Source organism: Anaerotignum lactatifermentans (assembly GCF_014982935.1).
GTDB classification, from domain to species: Bacteria; Bacillota; Clostridia; order Lachnospirales; family Anaerotignaceae; genus Anaerotignum; species Anaerotignum lactatifermentans.
The window spans coordinates 1-22,051 of the sequence record NZ_JADCKK010000042.1 but is presented as its reverse complement, the minus strand read 5'-3'; the positions used below and the strand labels follow the sequence as shown (position 1 = coordinate 22,051).

Annotated in this window: 18 protein-coding genes; 1 reads left to right on the top strand and 17 read right to left on the bottom strand. The window is 45.7% G+C overall.

Annotated elements, in window-relative coordinates; translation table 11 throughout:
• Nucleotides 1-104 precede the first annotated feature (104 nt).
• The 5 genes from INF29_RS10265 to INF29_RS10245 all read right to left on the bottom strand — a co-directional run bounded on the left by INF29_RS10265 (nt 105) and on the right by INF29_RS10245 (nt 6,592).
• Nucleotides 105-518: a stalk domain-containing protein gene (locus INF29_RS10265; protein WP_193486437.1), complete on the bottom strand. Its 414-nt coding sequence runs from the start codon at nt 516-518 to the stop codon at nt 105-107.
• Nucleotides 519-538: 20 nt separating this feature from the next.
• Nucleotides 539-2,140, bottom strand: a complete 1,602-nt coding sequence (locus INF29_RS10260; protein WP_193486435.1) for a WG repeat-containing protein — start codon at nt 2,138-2,140, stop codon at nt 539-541.
• Between the two features lie 220 nt (nt 2,141-2,360).
• The gene (locus INF29_RS10255) at nt 2,361-3,050 is read right to left on the bottom strand and encodes a hypothetical protein (RefSeq protein ID WP_193486433.1); all 690 of its coding nucleotides are present in this window, start codon (nt 3,048-3,050) and stop codon (nt 2,361-2,363) included.
• 621 nt (nt 3,051-3,671) lie between these two features.
• Nucleotides 3,672-6,215, bottom strand: a complete 2,544-nt coding sequence (locus INF29_RS10250; RefSeq protein WP_193486431.1) for a M56 family metallopeptidase — start codon at nt 6,213-6,215, stop codon at nt 3,672-3,674.
• 2 nt (nt 6,216-6,217) lie between these two features.
• Nucleotides 6,218-6,592 carry a BlaI/MecI/CopY family transcriptional regulator gene (locus INF29_RS10245; RefSeq protein WP_193486429.1) on the bottom strand — a complete coding sequence of 125 codons (375 nt, stop codon included), beginning with the start codon at nt 6,590-6,592 and terminating at the stop codon, nt 6,218-6,220.
• A gap of 236 nt (nt 6,593-6,828) precedes the next feature.
• Here INF29_RS10245 and asnA point away from each other — a divergent pair, with 236 nt between their 5' ends.
• A complete protein-coding gene (gene asnA / locus INF29_RS10240) occupies nt 6,829-7,836 on the top strand; it encodes an aspartate--ammonia ligase (RefSeq protein ID WP_072851071.1) in 1,008 nt (335 codons plus the stop codon).
• Nucleotides 7,837-7,891: 55 nt separating this feature from the next.
• Here asnA and INF29_RS10235 read toward each other — a convergent pair whose 3' ends face one another.
• The 12 genes from INF29_RS10235 to priA all read right to left on the bottom strand — a co-directional run bounded on the left by INF29_RS10235 (nt 7,892) and on the right by priA (nt 21,917).
• Complete coding sequence (locus INF29_RS10235; protein WP_193486427.1) at nt 7,892-8,971, bottom strand: glycosyltransferase family 2 protein; 1,080 nt, start codon at nt 8,969-8,971, stop codon at nt 7,892-7,894.
• 289 nt (nt 8,972-9,260) lie between these two features.
• Nucleotides 9,261-9,899 (bottom strand): thiamine diphosphokinase, encoded by a 639-nt coding sequence (locus INF29_RS10230; RefSeq protein ID WP_193486425.1) that lies wholly within the window; start codon nt 9,897-9,899, stop codon nt 9,261-9,263.
• A complete protein-coding gene (gene rpe / locus INF29_RS10225; RefSeq protein WP_072851065.1) occupies nt 9,896-10,567 on the bottom strand; it encodes a ribulose-phosphate 3-epimerase in 672 nt (223 codons plus the stop codon). The genes INF29_RS10230 and rpe overlap by 4 nt, the downstream gene beginning before the upstream one ends.
• A 1-nt stretch (nt 10,568) precedes the next feature.
• Entirely contained in the window at nt 10,569-11,444 is an 876-nt protein-coding gene (gene rsgA, locus INF29_RS10220) for a ribosome small subunit-dependent GTPase A (protein WP_191343993.1), read from the bottom strand.
• Nucleotides 11,445-11,460: 16 nt separating this feature from the next.
• Nucleotides 11,461-13,881 carry a protein kinase domain-containing protein gene (locus tag INF29_RS10215; protein WP_193486423.1) on the bottom strand — a complete coding sequence of 807 codons (2,421 nt, stop codon included), beginning with the start codon at nt 13,879-13,881 and terminating at the stop codon, nt 11,461-11,463.
• A 13-nt stretch (nt 13,882-13,894) separates the two neighbouring features.
• Nucleotides 13,895-14,617 (bottom strand): Stp1/IreP family PP2C-type Ser/Thr phosphatase, encoded by a 723-nt coding sequence (locus tag INF29_RS10210; protein ID WP_193486420.1) that lies wholly within the window; start codon nt 14,615-14,617, stop codon nt 13,895-13,897.
• A gap of 48 nt (nt 14,618-14,665) precedes the next feature.
• A complete protein-coding gene (rlmN, locus tag INF29_RS10205; RefSeq protein ID WP_072851059.1) occupies nt 14,666-15,700 on the bottom strand; it encodes a 23S rRNA (adenine(2503)-C(2))-methyltransferase RlmN in 1,035 nt (344 codons plus the stop codon).
• 2 nt (nt 15,701-15,702) lie between these two features.
• A complete protein-coding gene (rsmB, locus tag INF29_RS10200; protein WP_193486418.1) occupies nt 15,703-17,049 on the bottom strand; it encodes a 16S rRNA (cytosine(967)-C(5))-methyltransferase RsmB in 1,347 nt (448 codons plus the stop codon).
• Between the two features lie 183 nt (nt 17,050-17,232).
• Nucleotides 17,233-17,937, bottom strand: a complete 705-nt coding sequence (locus tag INF29_RS10195) for a zinc metallopeptidase (RefSeq protein ID WP_193486416.1) — start codon at nt 17,935-17,937, stop codon at nt 17,233-17,235.
• A gap of 43 nt (nt 17,938-17,980) precedes the next feature.
• A complete protein-coding gene (gene fmt, locus INF29_RS10190) occupies nt 17,981-18,910 on the bottom strand; it encodes a methionyl-tRNA formyltransferase (RefSeq protein ID WP_087988765.1) in 930 nt (309 codons plus the stop codon).
• Between the two features lie 12 nt (nt 18,911-18,922).
• Nucleotides 18,923-19,378: a peptide deformylase gene (gene def, locus INF29_RS10185; RefSeq protein WP_022255619.1), complete on the bottom strand. Its 456-nt coding sequence runs from the start codon at nt 19,376-19,378 to the stop codon at nt 18,923-18,925.
• A gap of 106 nt (nt 19,379-19,484) precedes the next feature.
• Nucleotides 19,485-21,917 carry a primosomal protein N' gene (gene priA / locus INF29_RS10180; protein WP_193486413.1) on the bottom strand — a complete coding sequence of 811 codons (2,433 nt, stop codon included), beginning with the start codon at nt 21,915-21,917 and terminating at the stop codon, nt 19,485-19,487.
• Nucleotides 21,918-22,051 lie beyond the last annotated feature (134 nt).

The window sequence follows — 22,051 nt, the reverse complement described above, 5'->3', positions numbered from 1 at the left end:
CATCGTTTCTACCACCAGTTGCTTGAATTCTGGTGTATATCGTTTATTTGGTACTCCTTTTGGCATAAAAATCACCCCACTTGTTATTCAGTATATCATACTGTCTAACAAATGGGGTGCAGTTCAGGAATGAACAACCGACCGTTTTTCACTTCCATTCTTCCCACCACAGGCTGTTCTTCGCGATTGACAACGATCTTATTTTCCTTCACATACAAAAATACAGAATTTTCTCCCAGAAGCACCCCTGCCTGCTGGTCTACACTATTCCAATAGATTTGTGCGTCAGGATAGATGGATGTAAAAAATGTCCGCACTGGCAGCATCACATAGCCGTCTTTCAGATAGATTTCCGCATCCGAAGACTGCAAGACATCGTCCCTATAAAAATTTGTCGTACCAACTATCCCACGATACACATGAGGCTCCTGTAATAAGCGTTCCTCTTTTGCCCATGTCGGTACCGTCCCTGTCAAAAGCAAAGCGCTGCTCAACAAAATACAAAACCCTTTTTTCATGTAAAATTCCCCCTTATGTATCATTTCATCACAGGATTTTTGATAACCCCATTTTTGTGGGTTATTGTGTCATTTTCATTTGGGATATACTGCGTTACCACCGCATATCCATTCTTAAATCGTGCTGCATAATCAAACACAGGAGCAATCACCATATTCCCTTGTTCATCTGCATAGCCATATTTTCCTGTTTCTTTATCAAGGACAGCGGAAAGCCCTTCTGAAAAACCAGACCGAAGTTCATAGGTCTCTCTGGAAATTTCTCCATTTTTGTCATAATAACGATAAACTCCATGATAACCTAACGGGTATTCTACTTCCAGCAAATCCCAGGATGGCGTATAGAAATAAGATAATCCCTCTGTTGCTTCCAGTAATTTTCTGACTTCTTTTCCGTTCTGATCAAGAACAACAAATTGCATCTTATCTTTTGTAACAGCAAAAGCGGTGCCATTTTGGAAATCACTGACAAAGCCATACTGAGGCGGAATCACTTCTTCTCCCTGATGATTGATGAAACCTTCCCCTGAAATCGTCTGCACATGTGCCAAACCTTCTCGGAAAGGATCTGCGGAACGATACTTTGGCTCAATGACCATATTCCCTTTTGTGTCAATGAAGCCATACTGTCCCATGCCTGATTCACTTATGGATACCGGAGCCACACCTTCTGAAAAATTTCCTGCATAACTATATTCCATGGGAATCCGCAAATTTCCTTCTGTGTCTATATAGCCGTAACGATAGCCATCTTCCGTTTTTTCTCGGACTTCCGCTAATCCTTCATAATATCTTCCTATTGAGTCATAAGGTACAGAAAACAACTGATTTCCATTAGCATCCACTACATAATCCGGACGTACTTTCCCTTCATACTCATAGACACAGAAACGATTTTCTCCCAAATATCCAACATCATAAACTGTTCCGGGTGCAAAGGAAGCAAGCACTTTCCATGTGTTATCCAGTATTGTAAACTTGTATCCATTTTGATATGTCCTCGTAATGAAATAGCCGTCACCTACATTCCAGATAAAATCATATGCTTCTGTCGGCTCCACCAGATAGATGGGTTTCTGACCTTCTCCTGTGATTTCTGGCTTTGCCAACTCCTGTTCCCTGTTGATGACATATTCCCCAATCTTGACAATGGCTTCGCCTTTTTCACTGTCCCAGACAATGCTGTCCTCATCCATTTCATAGTTGCATCGTTTCAGGATTTCCTGCCAGTTTCGCAGGGGTACAAACAAACGACCCTCTTTCACTTCCAGTTTGCCTGATACGTTTATATTTACACTCGCCGCAGCTATCTCGTTTTGCGGCACATCCAATCGGATAGGATATTGCCCCATCCATACCGTTGCCACCTGTTTCTCTCTGTCCCATATAATTTGGGCGTTTTCATCCACCGCTGTAAAAAATGTCCGCACCGGCAGCATCACATAGCCATCTTTCAAATAGATTTCCGTGTCCAAAGTCTGCAAGACATCATCCTTATAGAAATTCTTCGTGCCAACTTCTGCCCGATAAGTATGTGTCACCTGTTCCACATCATTTCCATACACAGGCACCGTTCCCATAAGCAAGGCACTGCTCAGCAAAATACAAATTCCCTTTTTCATATATGCCCCCCTTTTCTGTTTCTTTCCGTTTGCTTCTAAACTCAGTATAGCAGAAACCCATTTTTTGTCTGCTGTTTTAAGAAATCTGTACATTTTTTGATACATTCGTGTAATATTTGTTATCTATTTGCAACAAAAAAGCTGAAATTCTTCTATTTATAAAGAATTTCAGCTTTCTATGTTTCTTCATGAAGACGCCTCTAAACGACATTCTTTTTGTTTAAGCATACTGTCGGAAAAGTTTTGCCATCTTATACAGATAAACCAGCTGCACGATGGCAATGACAGCGGTACCGATGGTAAATACCAAAATGAGGAGCGCTGCCAGCAAGAAAGAAATTAAGACAACTAACGTACTCACAATCATTCCCGCAATAATCACACAATACCATTTCCACAATGTCAGCCACTTTTGAGAAAACTCCAGATCAAATTCCCGCAGCACTGCCGCATGACTATGGAATTCATAATATTTTGCGATCAAACCCAAAATCAGCGTAGGCAATCCAATGACAAGAACCATCAACGGACTTTCCACCTGAATCACTTCCAAACCCATGGATAACACCGCAGCTAAAATGCTGAAGATACCAGCTATACGATATTTTTCTTCTACACCTCTCATAGGCAGCAGAATCACGCCGTACAAAATCCCTACAACCATGGATAAGAGGGTTCCAAAAATATAAACACCTGATTCCTTGCCAAAGAGATTTTCATTGCTCAAAATACCTGCAATGGCACTGGGAATGATCAGCCAGAACAATATCCACAGCCATTTCCCCAGAACTTCCGCCTGCTCTTTTTTTGCGGTTTCCTTTGCCAGAATATTTCCGTCTTTTAGGATATCTGGCATTTGCGCATCATTTGCCCAAGTCCCCTGATTCTTTTCATCATATCTTTCGTCCATAAATATCCCCCTTTTCATCTATGCCTTTTCAAAATACTACACTTTTCTGCTGTGTTTTCCAGCCTCTTTCCAATTTAAGTTTTCTATATTCTACAATAGATTTCATTTTTTGTATATAGCATACAATTTATTTTGTATATTCTTAAAAAAAAGTAATAAAGCAACTTCCCCTTAAGAAAACATTGATTTTTCTTTTCCTTGATTTCTTAAGGGGAATTGCGGCGGCTGGCTTCATAAGAAAACATAACAAAAAATCTTAATAAAAAATAAGAAAGCTAAAATCCTTTGTCATGATAAGGCTTTTAGCTTTCTTTGTTTTCTTATGAAGATATCCCTAATCCCCTTTTTTTCTGTTTTCTCCCTAAAAGATGCCAGGCTACAGCAATAAAGCACACTTTATAGAAAAGCATCCACTAAACCAAAGCATGCCTCTGGGCTATCTTTTTTATGGCATCATTTGCAATATAGAAGAAAGACATACCTTGCAGAAAGATAGCCGGAATCCTTGCAAACAGACGATTCCGGCTATTATTTTTATACTAGATTTCGTTTCTTTTGAAAATAACCGTCCCAATTTCCCTTCAGAAATCAAGAAAAAAACTACTTAGCGAAAACTGTTTTTTATGCCAACTGTAAAAACTGCCGCAGTTCCTGCTGTAAATCTTCTGTTTTATACCCCATATCATAAACCATGTAAGAGGTATCTGTCACATTCATGTACTGAATCAAATTGTCATAAAGCAGGCGCGTCATATCGTCGCTGTCGAAATCAATCATTTTCTGTGCCACTTCCTCATTGGGTGCCATATCCTTGATAGAAGGAGCATATCCGCTGCCATCTTTTGCCCAATGGATTTCTTCCAGCTTCCATTCTCCCTGTTCCTTCACAAAATCCAAACGGGCAGGCACCCGGGAACCGCCTTCATTGAGCAGGCAATACCCCTGATTTCCTACGCGGTTCATGCGGTATCTGTCATTGCCTACCACACAGCATACTTGCAGCGTGTCCTCTGTTTCTGCCACATCCAAGACCAATGGCGCAAATACCACCAATTCATGTCCGTTCAATTTATCTTCTTCCATATAATCAGAGAGGGCTTTGTATACTGCCTGCACTGCCGTTTCTTTAGATGTTACTCGGGAACGGGCTGCTTCTTTGGATAAAGACAGATATTCCGCTTCGGGCATGTCTGCATACTCCTGTTCCAAACCTTTATAGAAATGCACTGCATACTGAGAATCCAGTGCACAGTAAACCTGATACCATTCTTCCAGCGTTTCGTCAAGGCTTGCGCCATCTCTTCTGCTGCCGTAAGCCAATTCATCCGCCGCCAGCATGGTCACATAACTTTCTGTATCTGTACCGCCGGGCATCTGCATCAGGCAATAAATCAACGCATCATCTCCCAATGCCACAAGCTGTGCAAACGCTTCTGACTGCCGCATCTGGTCTGCCCATGCTGCAAAATCCCCCTGCAAAGGCATTTCTGCGCTGATGTTCTGTACCAGCTCCATGGCTGTCTGATAATTTTCCACCCAGTTTTCACGACCTGCTGTTTCCAACGTTTCTGTAAAGGGGCAGTCAAAAAGGATATTCAGTTCTTCCACAAAAGCGGCAAATGTATCAAAATCTGACGTAAAAGAACGGAGGTCTATATCACCATAATATTTTTCCGCCATCTGTCTATCGAAACGGAATGTCACACTTTCCGTTGTAGGGGTATCGTGTATCTTATATTCCAGAAAATCCGCATTATCCACCAATGCTAAGAACAGATACGCATTTCGCTCCAGCTGATCTGTATTGGAAAGCAAAGCCTGTTTTTCCGCTTCTGTAGTGGCTTCTGTAAACATCAAATGCTGTTTGGCACCAAAAGGACTTCCTTCGTCTGTAAACAGCTCCATGCCTTCTTCATGCGTTGTCAGCCCATTTGGCAATGGCAGCAGCCCCAGTATTTTTCCTACATCGGAAGCACTGCCGATGTAAGGCGTTCTGGCGTCATACAATTCCCGTGTCAAATCCGTCTGCACGGCTTCTGTGGTCTGCTGGGATTCCACAGGGGTACAACCCACAAAGCAGAAACAAAATACAAGGGCTATAGAGAACAATGTTGGTACCATCCTCCCTGCTTTCTTATGCTGCATATCCACAATCGCCTCCAATCTTTTTTCCAGTGTTTCTCGATTTTCCACAAAAGCTGTAGACAGTCTGGCTCTTTTCCGATTTCCTTCTCGAATACTGTTTAGGATCGCCATGCTATAGGCTTTTCGCTCCTGCAAATCAGCACCATCCACCACTTTTGCGTCACATTCCAATTCCGTGACCCATTCCAATTGGTCTATGAGCCAATACATCAGTGGATTGAACCAGTGCATTGCCTGTACTACCATGAAAATCCATCTACCTAGCATATCTCCATTGTCGCAGTGATACAGCTCATGACGCAGTACCCATTTCATTTCTTCCAGATCCCTGTCCTGGGTATCCACATATATGGTTTTGCGGAACAATCCCACACAAATGGAACTGGGCAGACCATTATGACAATAAATCCGCGGTTTCCGCACCAAAATGGGCATATCACGATAAAGCTGCTGATAACTTTCCAGCAAAGCCGCATCGGTGATTTTTTGTCGTCCTTTGTGGAGATACCACTGCATGCGCCCATACTGCACCAAATGAAACAGCAGGAACAATATCATCCCTACCGCCCAGATTTGATATAATTCTGGAAATGTCTGTTTTTCTTGTGTTGTTGCTGTAATTGTGTCTGTTGGCTGCTGCTGGCTTTGCGTCTGTGTTACCGGTATTTCCTGACGATAGGCAATGTTTTCCTCTGACATAGCCATTGTAATAGGCAATTCCTTTGTTTCTTCCCCACTTTCCATCACGCTTTTCTGTACTTGACGAGAAAACCATGCATCCGGCCCCGGAATCTTCCAATAAGCATTACCGCTATACATCGTCATGGAAAAAAGCAAAAACACCATCATGCCCCTCATGCAGTTCAGATAACATTTTACACTGTATTTTCTCATCAGAACGGGACGCATCACCATCAAGAATAAAATAGCGATGATCCATGGCAGCGTGACCTGCCAGACAGCGTCAAAACATCTGCGGAGCACCACAGGTGCCCATTGTACAATGGTTTCCCACATCATGCTCACGCACCTCCTGTTTTCTCCTCGATAAACTTCGCCAAGTCATCTAAATCCGCATCGGAAATGGTATGGCTCCGATACAAAGACGCCACCAATTTTGTCAAAGAGTTGGCATTGACTTTCCGCAAAAACAAACTGTTTTCAAAAGCCAGATAGTCCTCCTCTTTCACTGCGATTTCGTAATATCTGTTTTTTCCCTCTTTATGGCTGGAAAGAAATCCACGTTCAATAAGCCGATTCAAAAGTGTCTGAAGGGCTGACACATTCCATGGGCGGTTCATTTCCAGTTTTTCTTTGATTTCCGAAGTGGAAAGCACTCTGTTTTCCTTCCAAATCACCTGCATGATCTCCAGTTCCGTATCGGGAAGCTTTTGCATAAGGCTCCCTCCTTTCAATTCCTACACTTGTATGTTTTACTATATCATACAAGTGTAGGAATTAACTGTCAAGTCCTTTTTTCCTCAGAAAAACCTATTTTCCATATTCCTTTTTCCGTTTTACAGCAGCTCAAAGGGGAGATTTTTCCGCAAAGGACGCCCCATCCCTTGACAAATCCGCCGTTTATGATATGCTGAATAGGTATGAAATATCACAGGAGAAATGAGGGGTTTTCATGAGTAAAACATATATTCCCGCAGGCTATCAGTCTGTACTTACTTTATATGAAACACAAAACGCAATCGGTCTGATTCACCAGACTTTTGAAGAACATCTGTCTCAGACACTGAATCTGAAACGGGTATCCGCGCCTTTGTTCGTTGATCCTTCCACAGGATTGAACGATAATCTGAACGGCGTAGAACGTCCCGTAAGCTTTGAAGTGCCTGCTACTGGCGTAACTGCTGAAGTAGTACACTCTCTGGCAAAATGGAAAAGAATGGCTCTTTACCGCTACGACTTCCGTCCCGGCAAAGGTCTGTATACCAATATGAATGCCATTCGTCGTGATGAAACCCTGGATAATCTCCATTCTATTTATGTTGACCAGTGGGATTGGGAAAAAGTCATCACACCGGAAAAACGCAACATTCAGGAACTCAAATTCACTGTACAGGGTATTGTGATCTGCATCTGCGACACATTGGAAGTGCTGAAGAAAAAATATCCTCGCATCAAAACAGAACTGTGCAGAGAAGTTACTTTCATCACTTCTCAGGAACTGGAAGACAAATATCCTGACCTGACACCAAAGGAAAGAGAAAACGCCATTGTAAAAGAATACAAGACTGTATTCATCATGCAGATCGGTGACGTTCTTCGTTCCGGCGAACGCCACGATGGTCGTGCACCTGACTATGATGACTGGCAGCTTAACGGCGACCTGCTGTTCTACAACCCCATTTTGGACAACGCACTGGAAATCTCCTCTATGGGTATCCGCGTAGACGCTGCATCTCTGGACAGACAGCTGACAAAAGCTGGCTGTGACGACAGACGCGCCCTGACATATCACAAAATGCTGCTGGAAGGCAAACTGCCCTGCACCATCGGCGGCGGTATCGGTCAGTCCCGTCTGTGCATGCTGCTGCTGGGCAAAGCCCACATCGGTGAAGTACAGTCCTCTATCTGGGATCAGGAAACCATCGACGTTTGCAGCGCAGCAGGCGTAACACTGCTGTAAGGCAAATCTTTATGAAAATCAAAATGGCACTGCCGCAAAAAGGCAGTGCCATTTTTTATCCTTTGGATACATTTGCAAAATACGCTCGATTATAGGCCACAGCCCTGTCCTCCGGCTTGAATACTGCTGCCATTTCGTTATAGGAAACAGCTTTTTCCCGTCGTCCCAAACGGTCATAGCAGACACAGAGCTGGATGCAAGGTAGATACCCATAACAGTCCTCCCGGATAAAACCGCCGCCATTTTTCCGTTTTTCCACCCGCAAAGCTGTTTCATACCAGAAAGCTGCTTCTCTCCACGCCTGTCTATCGAAATAATACCGTCCCAAATCGCAACATGTTTCCGCCCGAGGTAAATCCAGCGTAAAACTGTAAAACAGCGCTTCCAGCTGCTCCTGTGGTTTTTGCAGCTGACCATAGCAAACTGCCATCTGCCGACAGGCTTCCAGCTTGTTTTCCAGCCATGCCCCTTCCCTGCCCATGAATACACGAAATTCGTCTATGGCTTCTCCATATCGTCCATGGTAATATAATTCTCTGGCGTAATAAAACTGCTCTCTGGGGCTGAATACACAGCCTTCTGCTCGCATCTTTTCATAAATCAGCAAATTTCGATCTGTGTCATAGGCTTTTTCCTTTCGATGTTCCACGTGGATATCCTCATGGAGGATATTTCCGTAAGGCGTAATGACTTCATGTACCCGTCCTTCCCATAAAGGACGTCCCGTGTTCTTCACAATCCGTTCCCGGAAATAAGAAAACGTCGGCTTTCCCCCTGCGTCAAAAGCCACATCGTAAGGCATCATCACCACATCTGCTTTCGTTTTCTCCAATTTTTCTTTCAGTGCCACGATTTTTTTCTGTTCCGACTCCGGCACCACATCATCGGCATCCAGCCACATACAATAGTCCTTTGTGGCTTTGGAAAAAGAAAAATTTCTTGCTGCCGCAAAGTCCGCACACCACTGGAAATCACAGACCACATCCGCATATTTCTCCGCAATTTCCTTTGTCCTGTCCACAGACCCCGTATCCACCACAATGATTTCATCGGCAAAACCTTTGGCACATTGCAAACAGCGTTCCAAGGTCAATTCTTCATCTTTTACAATCATACATAGGCTAATGGTTGCCATCCAATCCCTCCACAAACCAACCTGATTCATGTTATGCCATTAGGACAGCAAATTTGCCTGTATCACACCAATAAAAAAAGTGGGGATGGATTAGGGGCATATTCATAAGAAAACAAAGAAAGCTAAAATCCTTATCATGACAAAGGATTTTAGCTTTCTTATTTTATGAAAATTTTATTTGTTATGTTTTCTTATGAATACAGCCGTCGCAATTCCCCTTAAGAAATCAAGGAAAAGAAAATCAATGTTTTCTTAAGGGGAAGTTGCTTTTCCATTTCCACTTTCTTCTTTAATCTCTTGTCTGCATCACAAACAGATACCCTTTTCGGATTTTCACTTTTGCTTCAGTGCCTATCATGACGTTGCTGACAGCCACCAATTTATCATCCAGTGCCAAATCATAATCTACCAGCGGATATTCCAGACCTTCCAGTGTCACACCTTCCACCAGCATACTCAAAGGAATGGTGGACACCAGATCTCCTGCTTGTCCATGAAGGGTGACTTCTTGATCAATGAGTTCCACACGGTTTTTCTCATTGACCAGAATGCCTCGAACGCCTTTTTTCAACAGATACAGCAGCAGATGGGCATTGGCAAGGGTATGGTCGAAACGGTCGCCGATACCGCCGATGAGCACCAATTCCGTTGCTCCCAGCTCTAACGCCAGAAGCATGCCAAGTTGCATATCTGTTTCATTTTTGTGAGTAGGAAACTGGCGAATGGAAATGCCCATATTCCAATATTCTTCCAGCACTTCCGGACGCACAGAGTCAAAATCCCCCACGATGTAATCCGGTGTAATCCCAAGGGCTTTTGCATGGTGCATGCCGCCGTCACAACAGATGATGCAATCTGCATCCTGCAAATACTTCTCACAAAAACTGTAATCCGTTATGGCTGCCCCTGCAAACAATACTGCTTTCATTTTGCCTCATACTCCTTGAAAATTTCCATAAAACCTTTTGCTGCACCGGCAATGTCTTCTTTGCCAAACACAGCGGAGCCTGCCACGATGACATTGGCACCTGCATCCAGCACTTCTCTGACGTTATCCAGTGTGATGCCGCCATCAACTTCAATGTCATAGGAAAGACCCATTTCTTTTTTCCATGCTGCCAGCTGAGCAATCTTAGGCACCTGGTCTGCCATGAATTTCTGACCGCCAAAACCAGGTTCTACGGTCATGACCAGCGCCATATCCACATCTTTCAAGTAAGGTTTGATGGTTTCCACTGGTGTTTTGGGTTTGATGGTGATACCCACTTTTGCACCGCTTTCTTTGATCTTCGCAATGCAGCCCGCAGGGTCTTTGGTGGCTTCCACATGGAAATTGATGATGTCAGCCCCAGCGTCACGGAACTGTTCCACATAACGCTCCGGATCTACAATCATCAGATGGGCGTCAAAAACCATGTTGCTGGCTTTGCGAATCCCCTTGATAACGGGAATCCCAAAAGAAATATTGGGTACAAACACACCATCCATTACATCCAGATGGATATAAGGCACCCCTGCCTGTTCCACAATTGCCAGCTGTTCGCCTACCTTTGTGAAATCAATGGACAGCATAGAAGGGGACAAATAAATAGCCATTTTAGTTTCTCCTTTCGTTTTCCAGTTCCTCATAAAGCATTTTGTATCTTTCATATCTGCGGCTGTCAATGGCTTCGCCGATCTGCTCCTTTATGGCGCAGTCCGGCTCATTGATATGCACGCAGCCGTTGTAATAGCATTTGTGCAGAAAAGGCTGAAATTCCCGGAAATAATACTGTAATTTATCTGACGGGATATGGTTCAGGAACAGAGAGGTAAACCCGGGAGAATCCACGATATAACTCTGTTCTGTAATACGAATCAGTTCCGCATGACGGGTGGTATGACGACCACGCTGTATTTTCTCACTGATTTCCCCTGTATTCAGCTCCAGACCGGGGAAAGCGGCATTGATGAGGCTGCTTTTCCCTACACCTGAAGGACCTGCAAATACGGAAATCTTATTTTCTAATGCTTTTCGCAGTTCCTCGATGCCGATGCCCTTTTCCGCACTGGTGCAGATGACAGGATAGCCTGCCGCTCTGTAAAGAGCAGCAGCATCCTCATATTTGTTTTGTTTATCTCTGTCAATCTTATTGATGACAATGACAATATCCAGTTCCTGTTCTTCTGCCAGCAGCAAAAACCTGTCCAGCAGATCCAGATTCATATTGGGGCTTTTTGCCGCAAAGACAATGACCGCCTGATCAATATTGGAAACTCTGGGACGGATCAGCTCATTTCTTCTGGGCAGAATCACATCCAAACTTCCTTTTTTGTTAGCTTCATCCAGCACAGAAATCTGCACGGAATCCCCAACCGTCGGACGAATGCCTTCCTTACGGAAAATCCCTCTGGCACGGCATTCATATATGCCTTGCACCGTATCAATATAATAGAATCCGCCGATTCCTTTCAAAATCACTCCATCCAACATATGTTACTCCTTATTCTCAGAAGGTTACGTTTTCGGACAATGTTGTCTGTCCATCCACTGTACCGGTGACAGTACCGCTGCCAGTACCTGTTACGGCAATACTGAAGGGGAAGTCAGACAGATTTCTTGTTTCATCAATAACAGTTGTGGTTCCTTCAGCGTCAGTTTTTACAACTTTGACATGAACCGTATCACCAGCGCCTTCTGGTGCTGTAATGGTGAAGTACTGGGTGCTGGTGCTGTTTGAATCAGCCGGCTGACCGCTGCCGCCTTCTCTAGGTGGTTCTTCTTCCTCAGGTTCTTCCTGTGCTGGTGCACCGCTGCTGACAACCAGATTTACCACGCTGCCGCTAGGTACTTCGGAATTCGGTGTCAATGTCTGTGTGATAACCTTGCCTTCTGGTACCGTACTGCTTTCCAGATAGGAAATATTGCCGACAGTCAAACCAACGGCTGTCAAACTCTGTACCGCGCTGTTTTCTGTATCGCCCTGTACATCAGGCACCACTACATCGCCGCCTTCTTCCGGCTTGCATACAGTCAGTGTGATATGGGTATGGGCATTAATCTTTGTTCCCTCTTCTGGATTCTGGGAAATAACGTGACCAGGTTTTACTTCGTCACTTTCTTCATATACGATATCAGGTGAAGTACCTACCAGTTTAATGATGGCTTCTTTTGCATCGTTTTCAGACTTATGAAGTACATCGGGCATTTCTTGTTCCTGCAAACCAATGCTGACTTTGACACCAATCTTCGTATTGCCTGCTACCATGGTTTCAGGGTCTACATTCTGCCAGAAGATCAGACCTTCATCATAATAACTGCTGTAGTCCTCGCCTTCTTTTACCAGTTTCAGACCAAGTTTTTCTGCTTCTGCCTGCGCTTCTTCGTAGGTCATGCCAATGAACTGTGGTGTTTCAATATTTTTCTCACCGCTGCCAAAGCCCTTGAAACCGCCCAGTACACGCAGTCCAACGGAACTGATGATTACAATGAGCACAATGGCTGTGACAATGGCTGCTGCAATAACACGGCGTTCTGCCTTACGATCCCGTTCGTTGTCGTACTCCTCTTCTTTTCGAGGATTGCGGCGTTTCCGTTCAGGACGTCTGCTTTTCTTCACTTCTTCTACTGCCATATATTCGCCTTCGTAATTATCGTCTTTGGAAATTTTCAGGCGTTTGCCATATTTTTCGAAACTTACCAGCGGTGTATTTACATCGCCTTCAACCTGAGGTTCTTCTGCCGCTGGCGCTTCTTCATTCTTTTTGAAGCGAATCAGGTCAATTTCGTTTTCGTCTGCTTTTCGTGTAGCATCATCAGCACGATTTTCCACAGGTATATTTTCACGGAAATGAGAGCCGCTTTCTGCCCGTCTATGTACCAGAGGGCTTTCTGCTGTCACTGCTTCGTCTTCCATTTTGCGGATTCTAGCGCGTTCTGCTTCTGCTCTTTCCTGCGCTTCCCGCAGCTCTTTTGCCGCTTCTGCCCGTCTGCTCATACGGATACCAGCTGCCGCTCCCGCCGCTGCGCCTGCTGTGCCAGCTGCCACTGCATGGCTTCTTTCTTTCGCTTCCGCACGGCGTTCCTGTTCTGCATTCATGGCAACTTCTGTTCTGGCACGCATGAGGTCCGCCAGCAAAAGGTCGATATTTGCATAACGTTCATCGGCTTTTTTCATGGTTGCCTTTTTGATGATGCCTTCCAAGGAAGGTGTACAGTTTGGATTATACTGACGGATATCCGGCAGTTCCTCATTGATATGTTTCAGTGCAATGGAAACAGAATTGTTGCCCTGAAAAGGCAGTACGCCGGTAATCATTTCAAACATAGTGATACCCAGAGAATAAATATCGCTCTTTTCATCCACATAGCCGCCTCTTGCCTGTTCTGGAGAAAAATAATGTACAGAACCTGCTGCATTGGCTGTGGTTGTCATGGTTGCGGCACGGGCAGCACGGGCAATGCCGAAGTCTGTTACCTTTACTACGCCGTCTGTTCCCACCAGAATGTTCTGGGGTTTGATGTCCCTATGTACGATATGTGCTTTGTGTGCCTGAGAAAGGGCAGATGCGATCTGGATGGCTACATTAATGGTGGAACGGGAATCGAAAGGTGCTTTCTTCCGAATGGCTGTTTTCAGCGTATCCCCATGAATGTATTCCATAACGATATAGTTGATATCTCCATCTTCGCCTACATCATACACACGGACAATGTTCGGGTGAGAAAGTCTTGCGGCAGAACATGCTTCCGAACGGAAACGTTCAATAAATTCTTCATCGCCAATAAATTCTTCCCGCAAAACTTTGATGGTCACATAACGATCCAGTTTCTTGTCTTTGCCGCGGTAAACCACCGCCATGCCCCCTGAACCGATTTTCTCTATGATTTCGTATCTGTCCCCAAGGACAGAACCCGGATTCAATAACATCAGTCGTTACCTCCTAAATTTCTATCAAAATGAGGGATATATTGTCATAACCGCCTCGCAGATTTGCTGTTTCCACTAATTTTTCAGCTTTCCTTTTCACGGATTCTTTCTGCCGCAGCATCTGAGCCATCTCCTCATCAGAAAGCATGCCCGAAAGACCGTCTGTGCAGAGCAGGAGCAGGTCTCCTTTCTCCACTGGTACGATGGTCATATCCGTTTCTACTGTGTCTTTGATACCGACAGCTCTTGTAATGATATTGCGCTTTGGATGCACTGCCGCTTCTTCTTTGGTGATGGTGCCCAGTCTCACCAGTTCCATCACATAAGAATGGTCTGTGGTCAGAGGATTCAAAATCTCTTTCTGCATCAAATACGCGCGGCTGTCACCAACATGGGCTACATAGGCTTTTCCGTTATCCACTACAGCTGCAACCATAGTGGTTCCCATTTCTGCAAATTCCAACGCGGAATTGGACTGATCAAATACGGATTTGTTGGCTGCCTGAAAAGCGCCTGTGAGCAAATCCGGAATTTCCTGTATTTCTTTATGTTCCGCCACATAATCCACAAAGGCTTCAATGGCACCATTGCTTGCTACTTCGCCGGCATTGCATCCCCCCATACCGTCTGCGACGATATACAAATGCTGCAGCGGTGCATCTTCTTCCGCCAAATAATAAGCATCTTCGTTATTTTTGCGGCATCTTCCGATGTCGCTGATTCCGACTGCCTTCACGTTTTTCCACCTCCTAAGGCTTTTTCCCCGTCTAAAGCCGTCTGATTTTTATTTCTGCATATATTTTCTTCTCAGCTGTCCACAAGCCGCGTCAATATCGCTGCCCAGTCTTCTGCGGATGGTAGTTTCCACTCCGTGTTCCTGAAGCAGGTGCGCAAAACGCTGCACGCGGTCTGTAGAACTCTTGGTAAAGTTTCTTTCTTTTACTGGATTCATGGGAATCAGGTTTACATGACAAAGGGTATGGCGCAGTTTGTCTGCCAATTCTCTGGCACAGGCATCACTGTCGTTGACCCCCTGAATCATGGCATATTCAAATGTAATGCGACGTTTTGTGTGGTTTGCGTAATCCACACATGCTCCAAGGAGTTTTTCCATGGGATTTGCTTTCGCCACAGGCATGATTTCTCTGCGAATTTCATCGTTTGGCGCATGAAGGGAAACTGCCAAGGTAATCTGTAAGTTTTCCTCTGCCAGACGATACATCTTTTCAATGAGTCCGCAGGTGGAAAGTGTGATATGACGCTGTCCCATATTCTGCCCTGCAGGGTCGTTCAGCAAATGAATGAACCGCAGCACGTTGTCATAGTTATCCAGCGGTTCGCCGCTGCCCATGAGCACCACGCCGGAAATCCGCTGTCCCAAATCCTTCTGAATGGTGTAAACCTGAGAAAGCATTTCCGCCGGTGTCAGGCTTCTTTCTACGCCGTCCAATGTAGAAGCGCAGAATTTGCAGCCCATACGGCACCCTGCCTGTGTGGAAACACAAACGGTATTCCCATAGTCATACTGCATCAAAACACTTTCGATGATGGAGCCATTTTCCAAGGCAAACAGGTATTTTCTGGTTCCATCTTCTTTGGAAAGGAGCCGTTCCACCATTTCCACGCCGCCGATTTTTGCTTCCTGTTCTAATCTTTCCCGCAGTTTCTGAGAAAGATTCGTCATTTCGGCAAAAGTATCCACCTGTTTTTGATGGAGCCAGTCAAAAATCTGTTTGGCACGGAATTTCGGTTCGCCCAATTCCCCCATGAACAGCTGCAATTCTTCCAGCGTCATGGATTTCACATCTGTTTTTGCCATACTTACATTCCTTTCTTCCGCAGGCGGGCAATGAAAAACCCGTCTGTATGATGGGACTGAGGGAAAAGGGTGATATAGCCTTTTTCACCTTCCGCTGCCAGAGATTCCGGCAGATATTGTCCCAAATCTTCTAATCTATAGGATTCATGGTTCTGCAAAAACCATTCCACATTTTTTTCATTTTCTTTGCGGCTCAAAGTACAAGTGCTGTAAACCAATACACCGCCGTCTTTGACGTATTTTGCCGCCTGTTCCAGGATCTGACGCTGGATGCCCACCAGTGCGTCGATTTCACTGCCGTCTTTTTTCAAACGGATGTCTGGTTTCTTCCGCAGAAGCCCCAACCCGGAACAAGGCACATCTGCCAGCACACGGTCATAAGCCCCAATGGCAGAAGCGTCTTCCACAGAAGCATCTCTAACGGATGTTTTCACAATGGAAATGCCCAGACGGTTGGCGCCATCAGCAATGAGTTCCGCTTTATGTTCGTAAATATCACCGGCGTGGATTTCGCCGCTGTTTTCCATGCGTTCCGCCATGGTGAATGTTTTTCCTCCAGGCGCCGCACAAAGATCTAAAATCTTTTCGCCTTTCTGGGGGTCTAATACTGCCACTGCTGTCTGGGAGCTTTCATCCTGCACATGGAACAGACCTTCCTGAAATTCTGCCAGTCGTCCCAAATCCGCTGTTCTGCTCAAATGCAGCGCGTCTTTCCACAGGCTGCCCTGCCGCACAGTGATGCCTTTTTCCTCCAGCTGTTTTGCCAGCGTTTCGGCATCTGTTTTCAAAGTGTTGACCCGAATAGTCACATCAGGCGCTTCGTTATCTGCCTGACAAAGTGATTCTGTCTTTTCGTAGCCGTAATATGCCACCCACATTTTCACCAGCCACAGGGGATGGGAATACACAACGCTGAGATATTCCGCTGTTCCCTTTTCCGGCAGTTTGATTTCTGCTTTTCCTCTGCCGATGGCACGAAGAACGCCGTTGACAAAGCCACTAAGAGATTTGTACCCTCTCGCCGTTGCCAGCTTCACCGCTTCATTGCATGCTGCATTATCAGGCACATCCATGAAAAGCATCTGATACACCGCTGTACGCAGCACCGCCAGCAGCCAAGGCTTGATTTTACTTAATTTCGTATTGGAAAACTGGTCAATGACATAGTCCACATAGTAAATGTTCCGCAGTGTGCCATTGACGATTTCTGTCACAAAAGCCCTGTCCTGCTGGGACATGGCTCCGTTTTGCCGCAGCAGACGCCGCAGCGCCGTATTATTATATGCGCCTTCCGCCAAAATTTGTACCATGGCTTCTGCCGCTACTTCTCTGGGATTGATTTGGATCATTTCATTTCAAATTCCCTTCTGTCTTTTTTCCGTTGGTTTATCAACTTATTATTATACGGGATTTTTCGCCATACATCAATATTTTTCGCCATTTTTCACGGTTTGCGCCGAAAAAACCCGTAAAAAATACAAAACGGATAAAACCCTGATGATTTGGATTTTATCCGTTTTTCTCATTCGTGATTAGTCGTCCCGTCTGCCGCCAAAAATGGCAATCAAACGAAGCAGCTGCAAAATTGCCACAGCCGCCGCTGCTACATAAGTCATGGCTGCCGCAGAAAGCACTTTTCTTGCGCCGCCAATTTCATCCGCATCCAGGAAATACTGGTCTTCCAGCATATGCAGCGCTCTGGAAGATGCGTTAAATTCCACAGGCAGTGTCACAATGGTAAACAATACTGCCAGGGCATAAAACAGAATGCCCAGTGTGATGAACATATTGGATGAACTGCCCCCAAAGAGCAGACCAATGACGATCAAAGGCCAAGCCAGTGTGGAACCCAGATTGGACAAAGGTACCAATGTGCTGCGCAGCACCAGGAACACATAGCCTGTGTCATGCTGGATAGCGTGCCCGGTTTCATGGGCAGCAATGCCAAGTGCTGCTACGCTTCTGCCATCATATACGCCGGAAGAAAGGCGCAGCGTCTTTGTTCTGGGGTCATAATGGTCTGTCAGATGACCAGCCACGCGTTCAATACGTACATCGTGAATACCAGCCTGTATGAGCATCTGTGCCGCTACCTGTTCCCCTGTCAGCCCGCGTCTGTTAGGCACACGGGAATACTTGTTATAGGTAGACGATACTTTTGCCTGTGCCAGACCAGCCAAGACAACGGCAATGATCAATAAAAAAACATAATCCATGTTATATCCATAAAAAAACATATGGTGCGATTCCTCCTTTTTCAGTTCCTAGAATCATAAAGTCTTACTGCAAAAGGATGCCCTCTTTCATTGCGTGTCCTCTCAGATATGCGTCTGTCATCATGCGTTTGCCGCCGCGTGCCTGCACTTCTGTAATGAGCAGACAACCGTCACCGCATTTGACAACAAAGCCTTTTTTCACCACAGCCACAATTTCCCCATTGGCTGCGTCATCGGCCTGCACATCAGAAATTACTGCGCCGAAAATCTTCAAAACCTCTTCCTCATAAATGGTATATGCCGCCGGAACTGGATTCAATCCCCGAATGAGATTGATGATGTCCTGTCTGTTTTTACTCCAGTCAATATGACCGGTTTCTTTTGTAATCATAGGTGCATATGTTGCCGCATCATGATCCTGCGGAATCCGTTCCAGAGTACCGGCTTCCAGCTGATCCAGTGTATCCAGCAGCAAGTTTGCGCCTGTCACTGCCATTTTGTCATGGATGGTAGCAAAAGTGTCTTCATCTGTGATTTCCACTTCCGCTTTCAGCAGCATATCACCGCTGTCCAGACCTTTTGCCATATACATGGTGGTGATACCTGTCACCTTTTCCCCGTCAATGATAGACCACTGCATAGGTGCCGCACCGCGATACTTAGGCAGCAAAGAACCATGAACATTGATACAGCCGTATTTAGGCATTTCCAGAATGGGTTCAGACAGAATCTGTCCAAAAGCTGTTACAGCGATCAGATCCGGTTCATAAGAACGGAGCTGTTCCACAAATTCCGGTTCTTTCACTTTTTCTGGCTGCAAAACAGGAATACCATGTTCCAAAGCACATGCTTTCACTGGTGTAGGCACCATCTTTTTCCCTCTGCCCTTGGGCTTATCAGGCTGTGTCACCACCAGCACCACTTCATGCTTTGTCAGCAGCGCTTCCAGAGAAGGCACCGCAAAATCGGGAGTCCCCATAAAAATTACGCGCATGGCAATTCCTCCTTATGCTTCGTCTTCGTCGGGCAGAGCCTTATCAATATATAATATCCCATCCAGGTGATCCAATTCATGACACAGTGCAACTGCCATCAATTCTTCCCCTTCCACGATGATTTTTTCACCGTCACGGTTCAGAGCTTCCACTTTCACATAAGCGGGACGATCCACACGTGCGCTTGCGCCGGGAACGCTCAGGCAGCCTTCATAGTCGATCTGAGAACCTGTTGCTTCTACGATGACAGGGTTGATCAGTTCTACCAGACCATCGCCGATGTCGATCACAACAATGCGTTTCAGAACGCCTACCTGAGGCGCAGCCAGACCAACGCCGTTTGCGTCGTACATGGTTTCTGCCATATCGTCCAGCAGTGTCAATGTATTGGGTGTGATTTCTTTGACAGGTTTGCAGATTTTACGCAAAACCTCATCTGTACTGATTCTGATTTGTCTTTTTGCCATTTTTTATCCTCCTAAAAGGCGCCTTGCGCCACCGATGTTCGATTGTTGTCTGCGAAATGATTCGCATTAGAGTATTTTATCATATTTCCTAGCAAGTTACAAGATTTCACGCAAGGAAAGCAAGATGAAAGCGGATTTCCCGGCTCACGTCTTTTTTTGTTTGCTCTACAGTATACAGGACAAAGGCTTTCAGCCGATCTGCATCCGTTCCCTTGGCAAAAATCTGCCAGCGGAATTCTCCACGGAATTTCGGCAAAGGCGCTGGTGCAGGACCAACTACGGTACAGCCTGCCCGTTCTGCGTAATGATTCATATAAGCCCCTAGTCGCTGTGCAGCCAGCATCACTTCCTGCTCCATTTCTCCAGTGATGAGCACAGAGAAAATGTGAGAAAAAGGCGGGTACTCCATTGCCTGCCGCAGGAGGATTTCCTCCTGATAAAATCCTTCGTAATCCTGTGCCGCCGCCATACGGATGGCGTGATTTTCCGGCTGGTAAGTCTGGATGAACACTCGTCCGGCAAGTTCTCCTCGTCCGGCTCTGCCAGCCGCTTGGGTAATGAGCTGGAAACAGGTTTCCGCCGCCTGATAGGTACCTAAATTCAAAGAAAGATCCGCTGCCAGAATCCCCACCAACGTCACATTGGGGAAATCATGACCTTTGGCAATCATCTGGGTACCAATGAGAATATCAGCCTTTCCTTTTCCAAACAGTTCCAAGATGCGGGCATGCCCGTTTTTCCCTGTGGTGGTATCCGCATCCATACGCAGAATACTTGCCTCTGGAAACAGCCGTCTGGTTTCTTCCTCGATTTTCTGGGTTCCTGTACCAAAATAGCGGATATAATGGGAGCCACAGGAAGGGCATGTCTTAGGCACCGGCACTTCTTTGCCGCAGTAATGGCAGACCAATGCCTTATCTGACGCATGGTAAGTGTAAGAAACGTTACAGGAAGGACAGGTCAATGCTTCTCCGCATTTTCGGCAGGAAACAAATGTGGAATATCCCCGTCGATTCAGGAAAAGCATGGTCTGCTGTCCTTTTTCCAAATTTTCCTGGATTGCCTGCTGCAAAGGCAATCCAAAAGCGGAACGGTTGCCATCCTCCAGCTCCTTCCGCATATCCGTCACAAAGACTTCTGGCAAACGGCTTCCCTTTGTCCGTTCTTTCAATTGCAGCAGCAAAAATTCTCCTGTCACTGCCCGATGATAACTGTCGATGTCAGGGGTAGCGCTGCCCATAACCAGCAATGCTCCTGTCAGTTCCGACAGCTTTCTTGCCACTTCGCGGGTATGATACTTGGGTGTTACATCGGAAATGTAACTGCTTTCGTGACACTCATCCATGACAATGACCCCAAGATTGGAGAACGGCATAAACAATGCGGAACGTGGTCCAATGATGATGGAAATTTCTCCGTCCCTTGCCTTTCGCCACTGGTCCAGCCGCTCTCCCAAGGAAAGGCGGCTATGGGTCACAGAAACTCGCTTGCCAAAACGAGAAATAAACCGCTCCATAATCTGCGGTGTCAGTGAAATTTCCGGCACCAACACAATGGCTTGCTTACCTTCCATAATGACGTGCTCAATAAGCTGCATATAGATTTCTGTTTTGCCGCTGCCTGTAACACCATGGAGCAGTACGGGACGTTTCTGCGCCTTCTGCTCTTCCTCTCGCAAAAGGGTCAACGCCTGCGCCTGTTCCGGTGTTGGATAAAAAGGCTGGGTCGGTGTGTAATCCTCCAATTGGAACACATCCCGCTTTTCCTGTCTGCGCTGTTCTACCAAAATGCCCTTTTGCAAGAGGGTATGAATGGGGGAATCTGTCACAGCAGCCTTTTCCTTCAATTCCTCTACGGAAATGCTTTCTCCCGGGCAAATGGCAGAAAGTACACGCAGCTGTCCTGCCAGACGCTTATCTTTTTCTGCTTTTTCCTTTGCTGCTATGAGCAGTTCTTCATTTTCTGTCAGGGAAACATATCGTTTTTCTTTTTTATAGGTACTGCGTGTGGTTTTCTGGTGCAGACGGACAACCTTTTTCTCCTGTAAACAGCGCAGAATATATTCCGTGCGATTGCCGAAAATCTGTTCCAATTCTCGCAGAGGAACCGCACCGCCCTGCTCTTCCAGCACATCTATCATCTGCTGTTCTTTTTCCGAAAGTTCTGCCGTCTGTCCCGTCAGTTCTGCATACCAGACGCTTTTGGTGCGGATGCCCGCCGGCATCACAGCCTGCAAACACTGGTTCAATGTGCAGAAATATTCCTTTTTCATCCATTTTGCCAGTTCCAGTATGGACGGCGTCAGGATGGGTCTGCCTTCATCCAGGATTTCCACGATTTCCTTGATTTTCCCTGCAGGTACTTCCGTCGTTTCCGTCAGGGCAATGACATAACCTTCCCGTTTGGTGTTGCGCTGCCCAAAAGGCACCATAACACGCAGCCCTACGCAAACTTCTTCTTCCCACTGCGCAGGCACTCTATAATCAAAGACACGGTCTACCTCCGCATGATTGGCATCAATGATGACCTGTGCGTACATCTCGCACCTCCTTTCTACTACAATATATTTATGGTTAATATCCCTTACAGCCAGTAAGGAATTATCCATCTTGTTGCTTAAGCTGTATAATGATGGAGCAATAGGTATATCGTCTCCCTTTCTTGGACTTTGCG